The 18,084-nt window shown below is 65.8% G+C and carries 16 protein-coding genes; 6 read left to right on the top strand and 10 right to left on the bottom strand.

From position 1 onward, the window contains the following. Window position 1 precedes the first annotated feature (1 nt). The 5 genes from addB (at window position 2) to FJ418_RS09380 (ending at window position 8,274) form a co-directional block, all read left to right on the top strand. Window positions 2-3,136, top strand: a complete 3,135-nt coding sequence (gene addB / locus FJ418_RS09400; protein WP_140865009.1) for a double-strand break repair protein AddB — start codon at window positions 2-4, stop codon at window positions 3,134-3,136. Continuing rightward, on the top strand, window positions 3,133-6,645 hold the full coding sequence (addA, locus tag FJ418_RS09395) for a double-strand break repair helicase AddA (protein WP_140865007.1): 3,513 nt from the start codon (window positions 3,133-3,135) through the stop codon (window positions 6,643-6,645). The genes addB and addA overlap by 4 nt, the downstream gene beginning before the upstream one ends. 74 nt (window positions 6,646-6,719) lie before the next feature. After that, window positions 6,720-7,043, top strand: coding sequence for a thioredoxin (trxA, locus tag FJ418_RS09390; RefSeq protein WP_095767992.1), 324 nt, complete (start codon window positions 6,720-6,722; stop codon window positions 7,041-7,043). A gap of 130 nt (window positions 7,044-7,173) precedes the next feature. After that, window positions 7,174-7,455, top strand: a complete 282-nt coding sequence (locus tag FJ418_RS09385; RefSeq protein ID WP_140865006.1) for a cupin domain-containing protein — start codon at window positions 7,174-7,176, stop codon at window positions 7,453-7,455. A gap of 54 nt (window positions 7,456-7,509) precedes the next feature. Next, window positions 7,510-8,274 (top strand): sulfite exporter TauE/SafE family protein, encoded by a 765-nt coding sequence (locus tag FJ418_RS09380; RefSeq protein WP_140865004.1) that lies wholly within the window; start codon window positions 7,510-7,512, stop codon window positions 8,272-8,274. A gap of 34 nt (window positions 8,275-8,308) precedes the next feature. Here FJ418_RS09380 and FJ418_RS09375 read toward each other — a convergent pair whose 3' ends face one another. From FJ418_RS09375 to FJ418_RS09350, 6 genes are all read right to left on the bottom strand, one after another. Further along, window positions 8,309-8,728 carry a VOC family protein gene (locus FJ418_RS09375; protein ID WP_140865003.1) on the bottom strand — a complete coding sequence of 140 codons (420 nt, stop codon included), beginning with the start codon at window positions 8,726-8,728 and terminating at the stop codon, window positions 8,309-8,311. Between the two features lie 51 nt (window positions 8,729-8,779). Next, on the bottom strand, window positions 8,780-10,105 hold the full coding sequence (locus tag FJ418_RS09370; protein WP_140865001.1) for a folylpolyglutamate synthase/dihydrofolate synthase family protein: 1,326 nt from the start codon (window positions 10,103-10,105) through the stop codon (window positions 8,780-8,782). Window positions 10,106-10,242: 137 nt separating this feature from the next. Continuing rightward, window positions 10,243-11,169 carry an acetyl-CoA carboxylase, carboxyltransferase subunit beta gene (gene accD, locus FJ418_RS09365; protein ID WP_140864999.1) on the bottom strand — a complete coding sequence of 309 codons (927 nt, stop codon included), beginning with the start codon at window positions 11,167-11,169 and terminating at the stop codon, window positions 10,243-10,245. A 95-nt stretch (window positions 11,170-11,264) separates the two neighbouring features. Continuing rightward, window positions 11,265-12,104, bottom strand: coding sequence for a tryptophan synthase subunit alpha (gene trpA / locus FJ418_RS09360; RefSeq protein ID WP_140641784.1), 840 nt, complete (start codon window positions 12,102-12,104; stop codon window positions 11,265-11,267). Between the two features lie 2 nt (window positions 12,105-12,106). Beyond that, window positions 12,107-13,327, bottom strand: a complete 1,221-nt coding sequence (gene trpB, locus FJ418_RS09355) for a tryptophan synthase subunit beta (protein WP_140641786.1) — start codon at window positions 13,325-13,327, stop codon at window positions 12,107-12,109. Between the two features lie 26 nt (window positions 13,328-13,353). Next, window positions 13,354-14,013, bottom strand: a complete 660-nt coding sequence (locus FJ418_RS09350; RefSeq protein WP_140865139.1) for a phosphoribosylanthranilate isomerase — start codon at window positions 14,011-14,013, stop codon at window positions 13,354-13,356. A 110-nt stretch (window positions 14,014-14,123) separates the two neighbouring features. On the opposite strand from FJ418_RS09350, the gene FJ418_RS09345 reads away from it, so the two are divergent. Next, window positions 14,124-14,339 (top strand): hypothetical protein, encoded by a 216-nt coding sequence (locus tag FJ418_RS09345; RefSeq protein ID WP_140641788.1) that lies wholly within the window; start codon window positions 14,124-14,126, stop codon window positions 14,337-14,339. Window positions 14,340-14,593: 254 nt separating this feature from the next. Here FJ418_RS09345 and FJ418_RS09340 read toward each other — a convergent pair whose 3' ends face one another. From FJ418_RS09340 to FJ418_RS09325, 4 genes are all read right to left on the bottom strand, one after another. Then, window positions 14,594-15,352, bottom strand: coding sequence for a M48 family metallopeptidase (locus tag FJ418_RS09340; RefSeq protein ID WP_140641790.1), 759 nt, complete (start codon window positions 15,350-15,352; stop codon window positions 14,594-14,596). Between the two features lie 121 nt (window positions 15,353-15,473). After that, window positions 15,474-15,953: a DUF2852 domain-containing protein gene (locus FJ418_RS09335; RefSeq protein ID WP_140658714.1), complete on the bottom strand. Its 480-nt coding sequence runs from the start codon at window positions 15,951-15,953 to the stop codon at window positions 15,474-15,476. Between the two features lie 116 nt (window positions 15,954-16,069). Beyond that, a complete protein-coding gene (locus FJ418_RS09330) occupies window positions 16,070-17,212 on the bottom strand; it encodes a benzoate/H(+) symporter BenE family transporter (RefSeq protein ID WP_140658713.1) in 1,143 nt (380 codons plus the stop codon). Beyond that, window positions 17,212-17,985, bottom strand: a complete 774-nt coding sequence (locus tag FJ418_RS09325; protein ID WP_140864998.1) for an alpha/beta hydrolase — start codon at window positions 17,983-17,985, stop codon at window positions 17,212-17,214. Before FJ418_RS09325 ends, FJ418_RS09330 begins: the two co-directional genes overlap by 1 nt. Window positions 17,986-18,084 lie beyond the last annotated feature (99 nt).

Genomic DNA, 18,084 nt, shown 5'->3' with positions numbered 1-18,084 from the left:
TATGAGCGGCGCGCGCCGCGTCCTTTCCATCCCGTCCGGAGCGCCGTTCCTGCCGACGCTGGCTGGAGCGTTGCTCGATGGACGCCTGATCCCCGGCTTCCGCTTCGACGGCGATCCGCTGGCGCTCGCCGACGCCACCATCTATGTGCCGACGCGCCGTGCGGCGCGTGCGCTGCGCGGCGCCTTCGTCGACATGCTTGTTGAATCGGGAGGGGGCAGACGCTCCGCCATCCTGCCGACGGTGCGCCCGCTCGGCGAATTCGACGAGGACGAGGCCGCCTTCGACGCCGAGGCGGCGCCGGCCATCGAGCTCGCGCCGCCGATCGCCGCGCAGGAGCGGCTGTTGTTGCTGGCGCCGCTCGTGCGCGCCTGGAAGGAAAGCCTGCCGGCGCATGTGAGAGAGCGGTTCAACGAGGAATTCGTCGTGCCGACCTCGGCCGCCGACGCCATCTGGCTGGCGCGCGACCTCGCCCGGCTGATGGACGAGATCGAGACCGAAGGCACGGACTGGGCGAAGCTCGCGACGCTGGTGACCGGCAACCTTGCCGGCTGGTGGCAGGTGACGCTGGATTTCCTCGGCATCGTCACCGACAACTGGCCGGAATTGCTGAGGGAGCGCTACCGTTCCAATCCGGCAGCGCATCGCAGCGCGCTGATCCGGCTTGAAGCGGCGCGGCTGAAGCGCAATCCGCCGGCCGGACCGGTGATCGCCGCCGGTTCGACCGGCTCGATTCCCGCCACCGCCGAACTGCTTGGCGTCATCGCCGGCCTGCCCAACGGCGCCGTCGTGCTGCCTGGGCTCGACCGCGAGCTGGACGACGCATCCTTCGCGGCGATCACGGCGCCCGGCGCGCGTCCGGCAACGCTCGGCCACCCGCAATACGGCCTCGCCAAGCTGATCGGAAGCATCGGCATTCCGCGCCGCGACGTCGAGGATATCGTCGCCGCGCCACCGCCGCTTGCGTTGCGCGCCGCCCTTGTCGGCGAGGCGCTGCGGCCGGCCGAAACCACCGAGTACTGGACCGAGACGCGGCCGCGCTTCGCGGCGCACGATGTCGAACAGACGCTTGCCGGCGTGACGCTGGTGGAAGCGGCGAACGAACGCGATGAGGCGGCGGCAATCGCCATCGCGTTGAAGCGCGCGGTGGAGATCCCAGGCAAGCGCGCGGCGCTCGTCACCGGCGACCGGGCGCTGGCGCGACGGGTTTCGGCCGAGCTTCTGCGTTTCGGCGTCGTTGCCGACGATTCCGGCGGTGCGCCGCTCGTCAACACGCCGGCCGCCAGCCTGCTCAGGCTCGCGCTGAGCGCAGCCTTCCGGCCCGGCGATCCGGTAAGCCTCCTGTCATTGCTCAAGCATCCGCTGCTTGGACTCGGTCTCGAACGCCGGAGCGTGCGCAAGGCGGCCGAACTCGTCGAGCTGGTGGCGCTGCGCGGCGGCACGGGGCGCCCCGATGTCGCCTCGCTCGGCGCGCTTTTCGAGACACGACTCGCGAAGCTGAGCGGCGACACCAGGCAGCCTTTCTGGTTTTCGCGCCTGACCGTGCGCGGTATCGAGCAGGCGCACGGCATGCTTAGCCGCCTTACCAAGGCGCTGCTGCCGCTCACCGCGATGCGGGATGAGAAGGACGCCGACATCGCGACGCTGACGCGCGCGAGCGTTGTCGCGCTGGAGGATCTGGGCCGCGCGGCTGATGGCGGTCTGGCGGAACTCTATGCCGGCGACGCCGGCGAAAAACTCGCCGAGCTGTTGCGCGGGCTGGTGGCGGCGTCCTCGCCCTTCACCTTCGCCGCTTCGGAATGGCCCGACGTGATGGAAGCGCTGATCGCGCCGGAGGCGGTGAAGCCGGCGCAAGGCACCGACCGCAACATCGCCATCTGGGGCGCGCTGGAAGCCCGATTGCAGAGCGTCGACACGCTGGTCATCGGCGGGCTCAATGAAGGTGTCTGGCCGCGCAAACCCGAGAGCGACCGCTTCATGTCGCGGCTGATGAAGACCGGCATCGACCTCGAACCGCCGGAACGGCGCATTGGCCTTGCCGCGCATGATTTCCAGATGGCGATGGGCGCGAGCGAAGTGGTGCTGACGCGTTCGGCACGTTCGGGCGACGCGCCGGCGGTGCCGTCGCGCTGGCTGCAGCGCATCCTGACCTTCATCGGCAAGGAGCCGGCGGCAGCACTTCGCGGGCGCGGCGACGCGCTGCTTGCCTGGGCGCGCGCGCTCGATGCCGGCGAGAAGAAGGATTTTGCCGCCCGCCCGCAGCCGAAGCCGCCGCTCAGCATGCGCCCGCAGCATTTCTCGGTCACCGAGATCGAGACGCTGCGCCGCGACCCCTACGCGGTCTACGCACGGCGCATCCTCGGCCTGATGCCGCTGGAGCCGCTTATCCGCGATCCGGGCGCCGCCGAACGCGGCACATTGTTCCACGAAATCCTGCATTTGTTTTCGCGCCGCGTCGAAGACCCCCGGGCACCAAACGCGCTGCAAAGCCTCATCGAAGCGGGTCGTGCCTGCTTTGCCGAGGCAAAGCTTCCGGCGGATATCGAGGCGATCTGGTGGCCGCGCTTCGAAAAGCTCGCCGAAAACATCATCGAATGGGAGCATGGCCGCGCCGATGCGGTGGCGAGGCGCTATGCCGAGGAACGCGCGCAGAAGACAGTGGTCGGCCGCACCGGCGTGACGCTTTCCGGCTATGCCGACCGCGTCGACCTGCTTGCCGGCGGCATGGCCGACATCCTCGACTACAAGACAGGCTCCTCACCCTCGAAAGCGCAGGCGCACACGCTGCTGTCGCCGCAGCTTGCGTTGGAGGGCGCGCTGCTGAGGCGCGGCGCCTTCAAGGAGCTTGGCATTCGCGAGCCCTCGCAACTCGCCTTCGTGCGGCTGAAACCGAATGGCGAGGTGTTCGAGGAATCGATCCTCGAATACAACCGCAAGCCCCGTACCGCCAACGACCTTTCCGAGGAAGCCTGGGCGCGGCTGGAGCGGCTGCTTTTCCATTATGCCGACCCGACCGCCGGCTATCTGTCGCGCGCCCTGCCGTTCCGCGAGGGCGAAGCCGACGGCGACTACGACCATCTGGCGCGTGTGCTCGAATGGTCGGCTGGCGGCGCCAGCGAAGACGAGGCCGACGGATGAAATATCCGATCCCCTCCGATACCGCGGCCAGCCAGGCGCGCGCCTCAGATCCGGCCTATTCCGCCTGGGTGTCGGCAAATGCCGGCTCGGGCAAGACGCATGTGCTGGCGCAGCGCGTCATCCGGCTCCTGCTCAACGGCACCGACCCATCGAAGATCCTGTGCCTCACCTATACGCGGGCCGCCGCCGCCAACATGTCGAACCGTGTGTTCTCGACCCTGTCAGAATGGACGGCGCTGCCCGATGCGGAACTTGGCGTGCGGATCGCGGCGCTGGACGGCCGCGGCGCCGACCGCGACACGATGCGGCGCGCGCGGCGATTGTTCGCCGAGGCGCTCGAGACGCCGGGCGGGCTGAAGATCCAGACCATCCACGCCTTCTGCGAATCGGTGCTGCACCAGTTCCCGCTCGAAGCCAATATCCCGGCGCATTTCGAGATGCTCGATCCGCAGATGGAGGCCTCACTGTTTGGCGACGCTCGTCGAGACATGATTTCGAGGGCGGGCGCCGGCGTCGAAGGCCTGGCGGAGGCCTTCGCCACCGTGCTGGAACGCGGCGGCGAGTTCGGGCTCGACACGCTGCTTGGCGAAATCGTCGGCAAGCGCGACGAATTGCGCGATTTCATCGCCAAGCTCGGCAGGGATCGGGATTTCCGGCCGTTGTTCGCCGAATTCGGTTTCAGGCCCGGACAGACGGCCGAGGGCATCGCCGCTTCGCTGTGGCCGCTGCCTGGCTTCGCCCCCGGCCAATTCGCCGAATTCGCGCAGGCCGCCGAAACCGCCGACGCGCGGCAGGTGCTGAACAATGTCATCCCCTATGCACGGGGCGCCTTCGCCGAAACCGACCCGATCCGCCGGCTGCGGCTGCTGGCAAAGGCCTTCCTGAAGGCCGACGGCGACCCCTATGAGCCGCCCAAGATCTTCAAGAAGGCGCTGGTCGACCGGCTGCCGGACTTGGCCGATCGCTATCTGGCCGCGGCCAAGGCGATCCTCGAGGTAACCGACCGGCTGGCGCTGTTCCGCATGCTGGAAGGGACAGCGGCGGCGCTCACCGTCGCCGGCTGGCTGATCGCGCGCTACGAGCAGTTGAAGCGCGGGCGGGGTTTTCTCGACTTCAACGATCTGATCACACGCACGGTCGGTCTCTTGTCGCGGCCGGATGCCGGACCGTGGGTGCAGTTCAAGCTCGACCAGGGCATCGACCACATCCTGCTCGACGAGGCGCAGGACACTAGCCCCGACCAGTGGGAGGTGGTGAAGAAACTGACGGAAGAGTTCTTTGCCGGGCTTGGCCAGCGCGAAGCGGTGCGCCGAACTGTCTTTGCCGTCGGCGACGAGAAGCAGTCGATCTACTCCTTCCAGGGCGCGGCGCCGGATTCCTTCGCCGAAAGCCGGCTGTTGTTCGCCGGCCGCGTGCGCGGCGCCGAAGCCGCCTTCGCCAATCTCAAGCTCACCTGGTCATTCCGTTCAAGCGACGACGTGCTTGCCGCCGTCGACCGGGTCTTCGCCGAGCCGGGTGTCAGGCGCGGCATCAGCCACGACCCCGATCCGCTGAGCCATAAGGCGATCCGCAATGACGCGCCGGGCTATGTCGAGGTGTGGCCTTCGATCGGCGCCGAAATGGTCGAGGAGCCCGACGATTGGACTTTGCCGGTCAACCATGCCAGCGCGCCGGCCGTGCGCGTGGCCGAGCATGTGGCTACAACCATCCAGACCTGGCTGCGCAGCGGCGAGGTGATCGAAGGCAAGGGCAGGAAACTGACTGCCGGCGACATCCTCGTCCTGGTGCGCAAGCGCGACCGCTTCGTCCATGCGCTGTCGCGCAGCCTGAAGAACCGGCAAATCCCGGTTGCCGGCGCCGACAGGCTGAGCCTGCCCGGCCATATAGCCATCCAGGACCTGATCGCGCTTGGACATTTCCTGATCCAGCCGGAAGACGATCTTTCGTTGGCCGCGGTGCTGCGCAGTCCGATCTTCGAGGTCTCCGAGGAGACGTTGCTGGCGTTCGCTGGCTCGAGGCCGAAAGGCCAGTCGCTGATCGCTTCGCTGCGGCACCATGCGGCGGAAGATGTCGCGCTCACCGCTGTCGTTAGCCGGCTCGACGCCTGGGCGAGCGAAGTGGCGTTCAAGCCGGTGTTCGAATTCTATGCCGCGGTGCTGGCGCGTGACGGCCTGCGCCGCAAGATGACGGCGCGGCTGGGGCCCGAAGCCGGCGATATCCTGGACGAATTCCTGAGTTTCTGCCTGGCCGAGGAACGCACTGGCCTGCCGGGGCTGGAGTCCTTCCTGTCGACGCTGGAAAATGCCGGTCCCGAGATCAAGCGCGAGATGGACCAGACGCGCGACGAGGTCCGCGTCATGACCGTGCACGCCGCCAAGGGCCTGGAGGCGCCGGTGGTTTTCCTGGTCGACGGCGGCTCGGCGCCGTTCAGCGACCAGCATCTGCCGCGGCTGATGCCGTTCGAGGGCTCGGGCGCGCACTGGAAGGGCAAGGGCTATCTGTGGCGCTCGGCCAGCGATGTCGCCAATGGCGTCTCAAAGGCGGCTTCGATCCGGGCGCGCGAACTGGCGGACGACGAATACCGACGGCTGCTCTATGTCGGCATGACGCGCGCCGAGGACCGGCTGATCGTCTGCGGCTATCACGGCAAGCGTCAGCCCAGCCCCGGCACGTGGCATTCGATCGTCAGCCGCGCGTTGCTTGGTGCGCCGGAAAGCGAGGAGCGCCGGCATCCGGCAACGAACGATGTGGCCGTGCACCGCTTCCACATGACCAAATTGCCGCCGGTGGCGCTGACCGGCGTCGACAAGGCGGGGTTGTTCGAGCATACCGCGCCATTGCCGGACGGCCTGTTCCGGCCGCTGCCGCCCTATGAGGAGCTGCCGCGGCCGCTTTCGCCTTCCGGCGCCTCGGCGCTGATCGACGAGGCGAAAGACACCGCGCCCGACACACGCTCGCCGGTGCTCGATGCCGCCGCCGAGCCCGGCTTTGCGGTGATGCGCGGCCTGGCCCTGCACAAATTGCTGCAGATGCTGCCCGGGATCGCCGAAGATGAAAGGCCGGGAGCGGCGGAGCGCTATCTGGCACGCGCCGGTGTCGATTGGCCGGAAAGCGAGCGCGACCGGGCGCTGGAAGCGGTGCTGTCGATCCTGTCCGACGACCGCTTCGGCACGCTGTTCTCGTCGTCCTCGCGCGCCGAGGTCGCCGTCATGGGCAGCCTCGAGGTGAAAGGCAAGCTGCGCTCGATCTCCGGCAAGATCGACAGGCTGGCTGTAACCCCGGAGAAAGTGTCGATCGTCGACTACAAGACCAATCGCCCGGCGCCCACGAGTCTGGCCGAAGTGCCGCCCGCCTATGTGCTGCAGCTTGCGCTTTACCGGGCGCTGCTCCAGCCGCTCTATCCGGGCCGCGAAGTAACGGCCGCGCTGCTGTTCACCGAGGCGCCGCGGCTGATCGAGCTGCCGGCGGCGGCCATGGACGACGCCCTTGCCCGACTCACGGCAGCGTGACACAAGAACTGCTTGAACATCGCCGCCACAACCACCACATTTGGTGCAACCCGAGTTTTCGAAAGGATTTCAGCATGGCCACCGTCAAGGTCGACAAGGGCAATTTCCAGGCCGATGTGCTCAACGCCAAGGAGCCGGTCGTGGTGGATTTCTGGGCGGAATGGTGTGGCCCCTGCAAGATGATCGCCCCGGCGCTGGAAGACATCGCCAACGAGCTCGGCGCGAAGATCAAGGTCGCCAAGCTCAACATCGATGAGAATCCCGAGCTAGCCGCGCAGTACGGCGTGCGCTCGATCCCGACGCTGATGATCTTCAAGGGTGGCGAAGTGGCCGACATGAAGGTGGGCGCCGCGCCGAAGACCGCGCTGTCGCACTGGATCAACGGCAGCCTCGCCTGAGCCAATCCGAAAGTTCAAGAACAAGCCCGGCCGATCGCGCCGGGCTTTTTCTTTGGCGTCATCGCTCGGCGCGCTCTGGCCCTCGCACGCGAGCACGTCATACTCTCTGCTTCAGAAAAAGGAGAGCGCCATGACCGGAACAGCCAAGGCCACAGTTCACGTCGACAACGAGCGCGTCATCGTCACCGAATACCGCTTCGCGCCCGGCGCCAACACCGGCTGGCACCGCCATGGCCACGATTATGTCGTCGTGCCGCTGATGGACGGCACGGTGAAGCTGGTGACCAAGGACGGCGAGTCCTTTGCCGAGATGAAGCAAGGCGCGCCCTATTTCCGGCGGGAAGGCGTCGAGCACGACGTCATCAACGCCAATGACGGCGAGTATGCTTTCATCGAGATCGAGCTGAAGTAGGCCGGCCGTGGTTGCCGGCTTGCACGGTTCCATTTCGGCCCCGTGCGGGATGTCGTGACTGTAGCATCTCTCCTCGCCTTTGCCGGTTTTGCGGCGGTGGCCGCATATGTCCAGACCCTGACAGGCTTCGCCTTCGGCCTGGTGATGATGGGCGCGATTACGCTTGTCGGCTTGCTGCCGCTGCCCGACGCAGCCGCAATGGTCGGCATGCTGACCCTGGTCAACGCCACGCAGATGCTGATCCAAGGCGGCTGGCGCGAGATTGCGCGCGGGGAGCTGCGGCTTATCCTGGTGGCAAGCCTGCCTTCGCTGCTCTTGGGGTATGCCCTGTTGGAATGGCTGGCGGACACGCGGGCCGACCTGCTGAAGATCGGACTAGGCCTGGTCATCATGGTGTCCAGCCTGCAACTGGCCATCAGGCCCGCCGGCTTGGCAAAACGGTCGTCGGATGCGAGTTTCGTCGGCTTCGGTGTCGTTTCGGGCCTGATGAGTGGGCTGTTTGCGACCGGCGGCCCACCGCTCGTTTATCATCTCTTTCGCCAGCCAATGGCGCACATACGTGTCCGTGAAACGCTCGTCACCGCCTTCGGCGCCGCGCAGGTGGTCCGGCTTATCCTGGTGATGGCAAGCGGCAACCTCCCGACCATGTCGCCAGTCGCGCTCGTCCTCGCCTTACCGGCCGTAATGCTGATGACCTATGCCGCGCGCCGCTGGCCACCGTCATTGTCGCAAGGGACGATGCGAAAGATCGTCTTTGTTCTGCTTTTCCTGTCAGGGCTCTCGCTGGCGCTGCCCGCCGCGATGCATCTTGCCGTCTAAGTTCAATTGCTCACGCCGGCGACGCATAGCTCCATCACCAGTCGGCGATGCGGTCGCCGCCGACGAATTGCGCGCTCTTGGCGGTGTATTCGAACAGCTCGATCTTCACGCCGTTGGGATCGGCGATCCAGGCCTGGAATGTGTCGTCGCAGGCAAGCTTCTTTGGCGTCACCGCGACGCCTTTCGACCGGATGTGAACGATCGCCGCATCGATGTCTTCCACCTCAAGGCAGAAGTGGTTGATCTGGTTTGCCTCGCTGTAGCTGGCTTCACTTTTCTCGAACACCTCGACGTGGCTGCGGCCACTGCAATCGAGGTAGAAGCCGAAGATCTTGCCGTCACGCAGGAAATTGAACCGCGTGTCCATGCCGAGCACGTCACGATAGAAGCGGCGCGTCTCCTCCAAGTCATGCGCGAAGATGCAGACATGGGCAAGCTGCTTCACCTTGATCATGGCCGGCTCCTTTCGACCCCCGCCGAAATCCAATACGCCATGCCGATCGCTTCAGGTCGGCGGCGTGCCGTTCTCGGCCAGCACGGCGCCGGCAAAATAGAGCGAGCCGCCGATCAGGATGCGCGGCGCCGGGCCGTCCCAACTGTCGCGCAACAGCATCAGCGCGCTGGCGACGGAGCTGACCGGCTCGGCTGACAGCCCGGCCTCTGCGGCACGCAGGGCCAGCTCATCATTCGGCACGCCGGCGTCGCTGTTGTTCACCGGCACGGTATAGACATGGCGGGCCAGCCCCTTGAAGGCGCTGAAATAGCCCGTCTGGTCCTTGGTGTTGATCATGCCGGAGATCAGAACCAGCGGCCTCGGATTCTTTTCCTCCTGCTCGGCCAGCGCCTCGGCGATGACGATGCCGGCGCCTGGATTGTGGCCGCCGTCCAGCCAGATCTCGGTGCCCTTCGGCGCCAGGTCGACGAGCTTGCCCTGCGTCAGCTTCTGCATGCGTGCCGGCCAGGCGACTTGGGTCATCGCCCGCTCGGCGGCGCGGTGGCCGATCTCGAAGCCGGCCGCCTTGACGGCGGCGATCGCCGCCGCGGCGTTGGCGTATTGATGGCGCCCCGGCAGGCGCGGCGAGGGCAGGTCCATCAGCCCGTCCCCGTCCTGATAGACCATGCGGCCGTTCTCCTCGAAAGCGAGGAAATCCTGGCCATAGACCACGGTCGGGCAATCCAGCCGCTCGGCGGTCTCGATCAGCACCTGAAGCGCGGTGTCGCTTTCCTGGGCGCCGATCACCACCGGGCAGCCGTGCTTCATGATGCCGGCCTTTTCGGCGGCGATCAGCTCGACGCGGTCGCCGAGATAGGCCTCGTGGTCCATCGAGATCGGCATGATCACCGAAACCGCCGGCCGCTCGATGACATTGGTGGCGTCGAAGCGGCCGCCGAGGCCGACCTCGATGATCGCCGCCTCCGCCGGATGTTCCGAAAACAGGATGAAGGTGACGGCGGTGAGGATCTCGAAGACGGTGATCTTCTGGCCGCCATTGGCCTCGGCGACACGCGCGATGGCCTCGGCGAAGATATCGTCATCGACGAGCTTGCCGCCGCCTTCGTCCGCCAGCCGATAGCGTTCGTGCCAGTTCACCAGATGCGGCGAGGTGTGGACGTGAACGAGATGGCCGGCTGCCTCCAGCAGCGCGCGCGAGAAGGCGGCGCAGGAGCCCTTGCCGTTGGTGCCGGCGATGTGGATGACCGGCGGCAGCCGGTCCTGCGGATTGCCGAGGCGCTCGAGAAGCCGCGTGACACGGTCCAGCGAAAGGTCGAAGCCTTTCGGATGCAGCGTCATCAGATGTTCGATTTCGCGTTCGGCGGAAAGCGTTGTCATGATGGAATCCTAGCGCACGGTCCCGAAACCGGGAATCGGTTTCAGAACGGCCATGCGCAAATCAGAGGCTACAGCACGCAACGGGCGGCGCAAATCGCGGTTCGCGGCGAGCGATGTCGCGTCAGGCCGATATCGCGTCAGGCTTGCGGCCGCGCCTCGGCATTGACCACCGCCGGCGGCAGGATCTCCGGCGCCAGCGGCTTCTCGGCCTCCGGCATCTTGAGCAGCATCTTCAAGAGCTGGGAAATGGTCTGGCGCATCTCGAGGCGCGAAACGACCATGTCGACCATGCCATGCTCCATCAGATACTCGGCGCGCTGGAAGCCATCGGGCAGCTTTTCGCGGATGGTCTGCTCGATGACGCGCGGGCCGGCAAAGCCGATCAGTGCGCCGGGCTCGGCGATCTGGACGTCGCCCAGCATGGCGTAGGAGGCGGTGACGCCGCCGGTGGTCGGGTTGGTCAGCACGACGATATAGGGCAGGCCGGCTTCCTTCAGCCGATCGACGCCGACCGTTGTGCGCGGCAATTGCATGAGCGACAGGATGCCTTCCTGCATGCGGGCGCCGCCGGAGGCGGCGAACAGGATCAGCGGCCGTTTGCGCTGCAGCGCGACCTCGAAGGCATGCACGATGGCTTCGCCGGCGGCCATGCCAAGCGAGCCGCCCATGAAGGCGAAATCCTGCACCGTGACGATGACCGGCAGGCCGTCGATGGTGCCGGCGCCGTTGAGGATCGCGTCTTCGAGGCTGGTCTTGGCCTTCGCCTCCTTCAGGCGATCGGTGTAGCGCTTCTCGTCGCGGAACTTCAGCGGATCGAGGACGACCTTGGGGTTTTCCAGCACCTCGTATTTGCCGTCGTCGAAGAAGTATTTCAGCCGCTCCTTGGCCGAGATCTTCATGTGGTGGCCGGAAGCCGGGATGACGAACTGGTTGGATTCGAGATCCTTGTGGAAGATCATCTCGCCGGTCTCGGGATCCTTGATCCAGAGGTTTTCCGGCATGTCGGTGCGCCGGCCGAGCATCGAATTGATCTTCGGGCGGACGTAATTGGTGATCCAGTTCATGGCTTCGGCTCCTGTCCTGGAAAGAACTTCAAGCTATTCCAGGAAAAGTCTGTGGCGGTTTTCCGGCCGGAATTGCTCAAGAACAAATAGTCAGGCTATTCGGCGGCGGCAAGGCGGGCCGAGCGGACGCCCTGGGCAAGGCCGCTGACCAAAGTGGCGACGGCTTCGGCCGGATCGGCGGTCTTCTCGCCCTTCGGTCCAAGCACATTGGCTATCGCGTTGACGATCGCCGTACCGACGACGACGCCATCGGCCGAGGCGCCTATGACACGCGCCTGCTCGGCGGTCTTGACGCCGAAGCCGACGCAGACCGGCAGCGCCGTATGGCCCTTGATGCGGGTGACAGCCGCCGAGACCTTGGCGGTGTCGGCCAAGGCCGAGCCCGTGATGCCCGTCATCGAGACGTAATAGACGAAGCCGGAAGTGTTTTCCAAAACCTTGGGCAGGCGCTTGTCGTCGGTGGTCGGGGTCGCCAGGCGGATGAAGTTGACGCCGGCTTTCAGCGCCGGAATGCAAAGCTCCTCATCCATCTCCGGCGGCAGGTCGACGACGATCAGGCCGTCGATGCCGCTCGCCTTGGCATCCGCGAGGAAGCGGTCGACGCCATAGATATAGATCGGATTGTAGTAGCCCATCAGCACGATCGGCGTCTCGTCGTCGCCGGCACGGAACTCGGACGCCAGCTTCAGCGTCTTGGCCAGCGTCTGGCCGCCCTTCAGCGCTCGAAGACCCGCCGCCTGGATCGCCGGGCCATCGGCCATCGGATCGGAGAAGGGCATGCCGAGCTCGATGACGTCGCTGCCGGCGCCCGGCAGCGCCTTCATGATGGCCAAGGCGGTATCGTAGTCCGGGTCGCCGCCCATGAAATAGGTGACCAAAGCCGGGCGGCCTTCGGCTTTGAGCTTGGCCATACGGCGGTCAATGCGGGTGGTCATTGTCAGATCTCCATGCCCAGCATGTTCGCCACCGTGTGCACGTCCTTGTCGCCGCGGCCGGACAGGTTGACGATGACGATCTGGTCCTTGTCCATCTTGGGCACGATCTTCATCGCATGGGCGATGGCATGCGCCGACTCCAGCGCCGGGATGATGCCTTCGACCCGGGTGGTGAGCTGGAAGGCTTCCAGCGCCTCGTCGTCGAGGATCGGCTCATACTGGACGCGGCCGGAATCGCGCAGCCAGGAATGCTCGGGGCCGACGCCCGGATAGTCGAGGCCGGCCGAGATCGAGTGGCCGTCGAGGATCTGGCCGTCCGAATTCTGCAACAGATAGGTGCGGTTGCCATGCAGCACCCCTGGCTTGCCGGCATTCATCGAGGCGCAGTGCTCGATGCCGTCGAGACCGCGGCCGCCGGCTTCGATGCCGATGATGCGCACATCCTTGTCGTCGAGGAAGGGATGGAACAGGCCGATGGCGTTGGAGCCGCCGCCGACGGCAGCGATGATGACATCAGGCAGCCGGCCTTCCTGCTCCAGCATCTGGGCGCGGGCTTCCGTGCCGATCACCGACTGGAAGTCGCGCACCAGCTCCGGATAGGGATGCGGGCCGGCGGCGGTGCCGATCAGATAATAGGTGTCCTCGACATTGGTGACCCAGTCGCGCAGCGCCTCGTTCATGGCATCCTTCAGCGTGCCGTGGCCGGCGGTGACCGGCCGCACCTCGGCGCCAAGCAGCTTCATGCGGAAGACATTGGGGCTCTGGCGGGCGACGTCGGTGGCGCCCATGTAGACGACGCACGGATAGCCGAAGCGCGCAGCGACGGTTGCCGAAGCCACGCCATGCTGGCCCGCACCCGTCTCGGCGATGATGCGTTTCTTGCCCATGCGCTTGGCGAGCAGGATCTGGCCGAGGCAGTTGTTGATCTTGTGCGAGCCGGTGTGGTTGAGGTCCTCGCGCTTGAAATAGACCTTGGCGCCGCCGAGATGCTTCGTCAGCCCTTCGGCGAAATAGAGCTTTGATGGCCGCCCGGCATAATGGGTCGACAGGTTCTGCAATTCGGCCTTGAACTCTGGATCGTTCTTGACCTCGTTCCAGTTCCTTTCCAGATCGAGGATCAGCGGCATCAGCGTTTCGGCGACGAAACGACCGCCGAAAATGCCGAACATGCCCTGCTCGTCGGGGCCGGTGCGGAAGGAATTGGGCATTGCCGGCTTGTTCATCGCCGATCTCCTGATTTTGGTTGCGCTCAGGCGGCGCGGTCGTCGCGCGCGGCCCTGACGGCCCGGAAAAACTGCTCGATCAGCGCCGGATCCTTGACGCCGGGACCGCTTTCCACGCCGGACGAAACGTCTATTCCGGGCGGGTTGGCCTGTCTCAGGGCATCGCCGATATTGGCGGCGTTGAGCCCACCGGAAAGCATGTAATCGAGCCCGGCGTCAAGGCCGGCAAGGATGCGCCAGTCGAAGGCGACGCCGTTGCCGCCGGGCAATTGCGACCCCTTCGGCGGCTTGGCGTCGAAAAGGAAACAGTCGGCGACGCCGACAAAGGGTTTTACCCGCTCCAGATCCGCCGCCTCGCTGACCGACAGCGCCTTCATGACCGGGAGGCCATAGCGGGCCTTCAGTTCCGCCACGTGCTCGGATGTCTCCGAACCATGCAGTTGCAGCATGTCCGGCTGCATCTTGGCGACGATCTCGTCGAGGAAGGCATCGTCGGCATCGACGGTGACGGCGACCGCCTTGGCCTTGCCGCGCGCCGCTTCGCGCAGGCGCCCGGCCTCGGCGGGCTCGACATAGCGCGGGCTCTTGGCGAAGAAAATAAAGCCGACATGGCTGGCGCCGCCGGCAAGCGCGGCGGTCATCGCGGCGTCGGTCTTCAATCCGCAGATCTTGATGTCGAGCGTCATGGCGCGGGATTGGCACGAAACGGCCAAAGAGTCGAGAAAAAGCATGCTGTTGCCGGTTCTGCGGAAAACACTACGTTGATATAGGAACCACAGGCGGGAGAACGATAAGCATGGCCGACCGGACCGTCGCCGAACTCAAGCAGAAGATCGCGCAGGCGCGCGAGGTGATCGCGCATCTGATGGACAAGGCCGCCTACAATGGCGCCGAGGCGCACCGGGCGCTGGAGTATTTCAGCGGCGACGCGTTCGATCGGAATTTCCTGCCCTGGCCGCATTCCGAGGAAGGGCTGCGACCGGAGGAGCTGAATGCGGCGAATGACGATTGAAACTGCTTATGCCGTGAACCCGGCAAGCGTCGGCGGGACAGCGCCCCCCTCTGTCCTGCCGGACATCTCCCCCACGAGGGGGGAGATTGGATTTCACGCCGGCTTTCGCCAATCACCAACATTACAGAAAGAGCGAGGCGCCCGAGCTGCTGATCTCCCTCCTTGTGGGGGAGATGCCCGGCAGGGCAGAGGGGGGCGCGAAGGAACTCGGCGTCTAGATGTTGCGCGCGCATCCGCGCGCAACATCAGAGTAGCTACTCAAAAACAATCGCCTGCAACGCCCCACCATTCCGCTTAAGCCAGTCCTTGCAGCGGTCGGTGTCGGGGCAGAGCTTCTCGCACAGTTTCCAGAATTTCGGGCCGTGGTTCATCTCTTTCAGATGCGCCACCTCATGCGCCACCAGGTAGTTTATCACCGCCGGCGGCGCCATCATGATGCGCCACGAGAAGGAGAGATTGCCCTCCGAGGTGCATGACCCCCAGCGACTGGAGGTATCCTTATACCTTATCGCCTTGGCGCGCTTGCCGATCGCCTCGGTGTGCTTCACCACCAGCTTCTCGATCTCCTTCTTGGCCTCGCGCTTGAGGTAATCGGCGATGCGGCGCGGCAGGTGGATGCGCTCGCCATGGACGATCAGGAGCGGGCCGCGCTCGTCGCGCGCGACGGTGACGGTGCCGCGCCTCGAAGACTCATGCACGATACGGTGCGGCACGCCGCGGATCGGGATTCTGATGCCCGGGCGCACCTGCGGCCTCGTCGGCACCTTGGCCAGCCGCTGTTCCAGCCAGTCCTGGTGGCGGTCGAGGAATTTCTCCACCTCGCCCCGGCGCAGGCCCGGCGGCACGGTGACGCGCAGGCCCTGGCCGCCGGAATCGATGCGCAGCGTGAGCCGCCGGGCCCTGGCGCTTTCGACGATTTTCAGCGGCAGCGTGCGGCCGGCGACGCAATGTTCGCGCTCCACGACAGGCGTGGGCTTTGGCTTGGTCAGATTGCGAAAGAAGCCGAGGGTCATGGCTGGACGATACGCGATTCGAAAAAAACGGCCAGTGGAGGGAAGGCACATGGAGAACAAAAAAGAAACGGCGCCGCTCGCGCGACGCCGTTTTATCAGCCTAAGAACCTGTCGCCGGATCTTAGTCGTCGAGCAGGGTCGTGCCCTTGCCGCGCTTGGGAGCGGTCTTGTCGGTCGAGCCGGTGGGGGTCGGCGCGGTCGACTTGTTGCGGTTCGCCATGAAGCGGTCGAACTCGTCCTGGTCCTTGGCGCGGCGGAGTTCGCGGACGTAGTCATCGAACTCGGTCAGCATCTCGTCGAGCTTGCGGCGCTCCTCGGCGAGGCGCTCGAGTTCCTTCTCGCGCCAGTCGTCGAAGGCGACGTTGCCGGTGCGGGCCGAGCCGTGGCCCCAGCGGGCCGCCTTGTCGGAACCGCGGCGGCAGCCGGCGAAGATGCCGTCCGTGGCGCGGTTGACGTCGCGCTTGAAGCCTTCCAACCGATCGCCCCAGATGATGTAGGCGAGCATGGCGAAGCCGAGCGGCCAGAACACCATGAAGCCGATGACCATCAGCGCGATGGTGGCCGGCGTCCAGGCCGGACGGATCAATGCACTTGTGTTCATTTTCTCCCAATCCTTCCATTGGAGACAGCCAAACCGGCTGCGTGGAATCGAAATGGGAAGGCGAAATCGGCTATTCAAGGCAAACCCGGCCAAAACCGGCGAAGCACCTGAAATGATTATCGCTTTTTGAGCTTCTCGAGGAAAAGCACTGCCATTCCGGCGACCAGCCCCCAAAATGCGGCGCCGACGCCGAAGAGCGTGAGCCCCGAAGCCGTCACGGCGAAGGTGACGGTGGCCGGCATGCGTTCGGCCTCGTCCTTCAGCGCGATCGACAGCGCGTTGGCCAAGGGCGCCGTCAAGGCGAGCCCCGCGACCAGCACGATCAGGCTTTGCGGCAGAACGGCGAAGATCGCCACGAGCGAGGCGCCGAAGATCGCGAAGATGAGATAGGCGAGCGCGTAGAACGGCCCGGTCTTCCAGCGCTCGGCCGGGTCGGGATGGACATCGGGACCGGTGCAGATGGCGGCCGAGATCGCCGCAAGATTGGTGGTCGCGGCGCCGAACGGCGCCGAGAGCAGCGAAAACAGACCGGTGACGCCGATCAGCGGACCGGGCTCCGGATGATAGCCCGCGGCGCGCAGCACGGCGAGACCGGAAAGGTTCTGGGATGCCATGGTGACCAGATAGAGCGGCAGGGCAAGGCCGATGATCGCCGAGGCGGTGAATTGCGGCGCAATGAACGTCAATGTCGACAGTTCCGGCGCCGGCAGGCTGCCGACGCGGCCAGTAAGGAAAGCGGCGAGGCCGCCGCCGATCAGCACCACCAGCACCGATAAGGCCGGGTTGAACAGGCGGATGACGAAGAAGGCGGCGATCAAGGGCAGGATCAGCCAAGGGTCGGCTGGAATGGCCTTCACCGCATTGACGGCGAAGCTGACCAGGATGCCGGCCAGCATGCCGGACGCGACCGAGGCCGGGATCTTCGCGATCAACCGGGTCAGCGGTCCGAACAGGCCGGTGGCGACCAAAAGGATGCCGGTGACGATGAAGGCGCCGACGGCCTGCGGAATGGTAAAACCGCTGGAGGCCGCGATCAGCGCCAGGCCGGGCGTCGACCAGGCGGTGATGACCGGCATCTTGGTGCGCCAGGATAGCCACAGACATTCCACGACCATGGCCAGGCAGATCGCCGTCACGCCGCTTGCGGTCTCGATCTGGGTGGCGCCGACCGCCTTGGCGGCGGCGATGACGAGGGCCAGCGTGCCGCCGAAGCCGACGATCGCCGCGACGAAGGCGGATATCGGGATGGAAATGCGCATTATTCCGCGGCCCGCTTGACCATGTCGCCTACGGCTCGCTTGAGCATATCGAGATCCTCGGGGCGGGACAGGCGATGGTCGCCGTCCGGGATCAGCGACAGCGTCACGTCGTCGGCGGGCAGCATCGCGGCCAGCTTCAGCGCATGGCCCGAAGGCACGTCCGGATCGGCCAGGCCCTGCAGGATGTGCACCGGGCAATGGGTGTCGATCGGCCCCGTCATCACCCGGTTGGCGCGCCCATCCTCGATCAGCGCGCGCGTGTAGATATAAGGCTCGTCCGAATAGTCGGACGGCTCGGCGAAGAAGCCTTTTTCCTCGAGATCGCGGCGCTGCGCGTCGGTCAACACCGGCTCGATCAGCTCGATGGTGAAATCAGGCGCCGGGGCGAGCAGAACGAGGCCGGCAACCCTCGTGTCGCCCGCCTTGCGCAGCTCCTGCGCCATGCGCAGCGCGATCCACGCCCCCATCGAGGAGCCGACCAAGATCTGCTTGCCCTGGCTGAACCGGCGAAAGACGGCAAGGCTCTCGGCCAGCCATCTGGAGATCGTGCCGTCGGCGAACGCGCCGCCCGATTCGCCATGGCCGGAATAGTCGTGGCGCAGATAGGCACGGCCTTCGCTCGTGGCCCAGGCGGCAAGCGTGTCCGCCTTCGTGCCCAGCATGTCGGACTTGTAGCCGCCCAGCCAGACCACGCCGGGCGCCGCGCCAGGCGCCTGCCTGACGGCGATGTCCGATCCGTCCACATCGATGAAAACCGGAGCGCTGGCGGCCATGAGCTTGTCCTCTCGGCCGGTCTTTTGGCACAGGCGGTGGTTCAACGAAAAGTGCTCGCGGCGTTTCTTTGCTTGGTGCAGACAATTGCCAGGCGGCAG

This window comes from Mesorhizobium sp. B2-8-3 (genome assembly GCF_006440815.1).
In the GTDB taxonomy this organism is placed as follows: domain Bacteria; phylum Pseudomonadota; class Alphaproteobacteria; order Rhizobiales; family Rhizobiaceae; genus Mesorhizobium.
This window is presented reverse-complemented; position numbering and strand designations above follow the sequence as displayed.

Bases quoted from the DNA above. Each gene is read 5' to 3' on its own strand.
- addB (WP_140865009.1), top strand. From the start codon at position 2: ATGAGCGGCGCGCGCCGCGTCCTTTCCATCCCGTCCGGAGCGCCGTTC.
- addA (WP_140865007.1), top strand. From the start codon at position 3,133: ATGAAATATCCGATCCCCTCCGATACCGCGGCCAGCCAGGCGCGCGCC.
- trxA (WP_095767992.1), top strand. From the start codon at position 6,720: ATGGCCACCGTCAAGGTCGACAAGGGCAATTTCCAGGCCGATGTGCTC.
- FJ418_RS09385 (WP_140865006.1), top strand. From the start codon at position 7,174: ATGACCGGAACAGCCAAGGCCACAGTTCACGTCGACAACGAGCGCGTC.
- FJ418_RS09375 (WP_140865003.1), bottom strand. From the start codon at position 8,728: ATGATCAAGGTGAAGCAGCTTGCCCATGTCTGCATCTTCGCGCATGAC.
- FJ418_RS09370 (WP_140865001.1), bottom strand. From the start codon at position 10,105: ATGACAACGCTTTCCGCCGAACGCGAAATCGAACATCTGATGACGCTG.
- accD (WP_140864999.1), bottom strand. From the start codon at position 11,169: ATGAACTGGATCACCAATTACGTCCGCCCGAAGATCAATTCGATGCTC.
- trpA (WP_140641784.1), bottom strand. From the start codon at position 12,104: ATGACCACCCGCATTGACCGCCGTATGGCCAAGCTCAAAGCCGAAGGC.
- trpB (WP_140641786.1), bottom strand. From the start codon at position 13,327: ATGAACAAGCCGGCAATGCCCAATTCCTTCCGCACCGGCCCCGACGAG.
- FJ418_RS09350 (WP_140865139.1), bottom strand. From the start codon at position 14,013: ATGACGCTCGACATCAAGATCTGCGGATTGAAGACCGACGCCGCGATG.
- FJ418_RS09345 (WP_140641788.1), top strand. From the start codon at position 14,124: ATGGCCGACCGGACCGTCGCCGAACTCAAGCAGAAGATCGCGCAGGCG.
- FJ418_RS09340 (WP_140641790.1), bottom strand. From the start codon at position 15,352: ATGACCCTCGGCTTCTTTCGCAATCTGACCAAGCCAAAGCCCACGCCT.
- FJ418_RS09335 (WP_140658714.1), bottom strand. From the start codon at position 15,953: ATGAACACAAGTGCATTGATCCGTCCGGCCTGGACGCCGGCCACCATC.
- FJ418_RS09330 (WP_140658713.1), bottom strand. From the start codon at position 17,212: ATGCGCATTTCCATCCCGATATCCGCCTTCGTCGCGGCGATCGTCGGC.
- FJ418_RS09325 (WP_140864998.1), bottom strand. From the start codon at position 17,985: ATGGCCGCCAGCGCTCCGGTTTTCATCGATGTGGACGGATCGGACATC.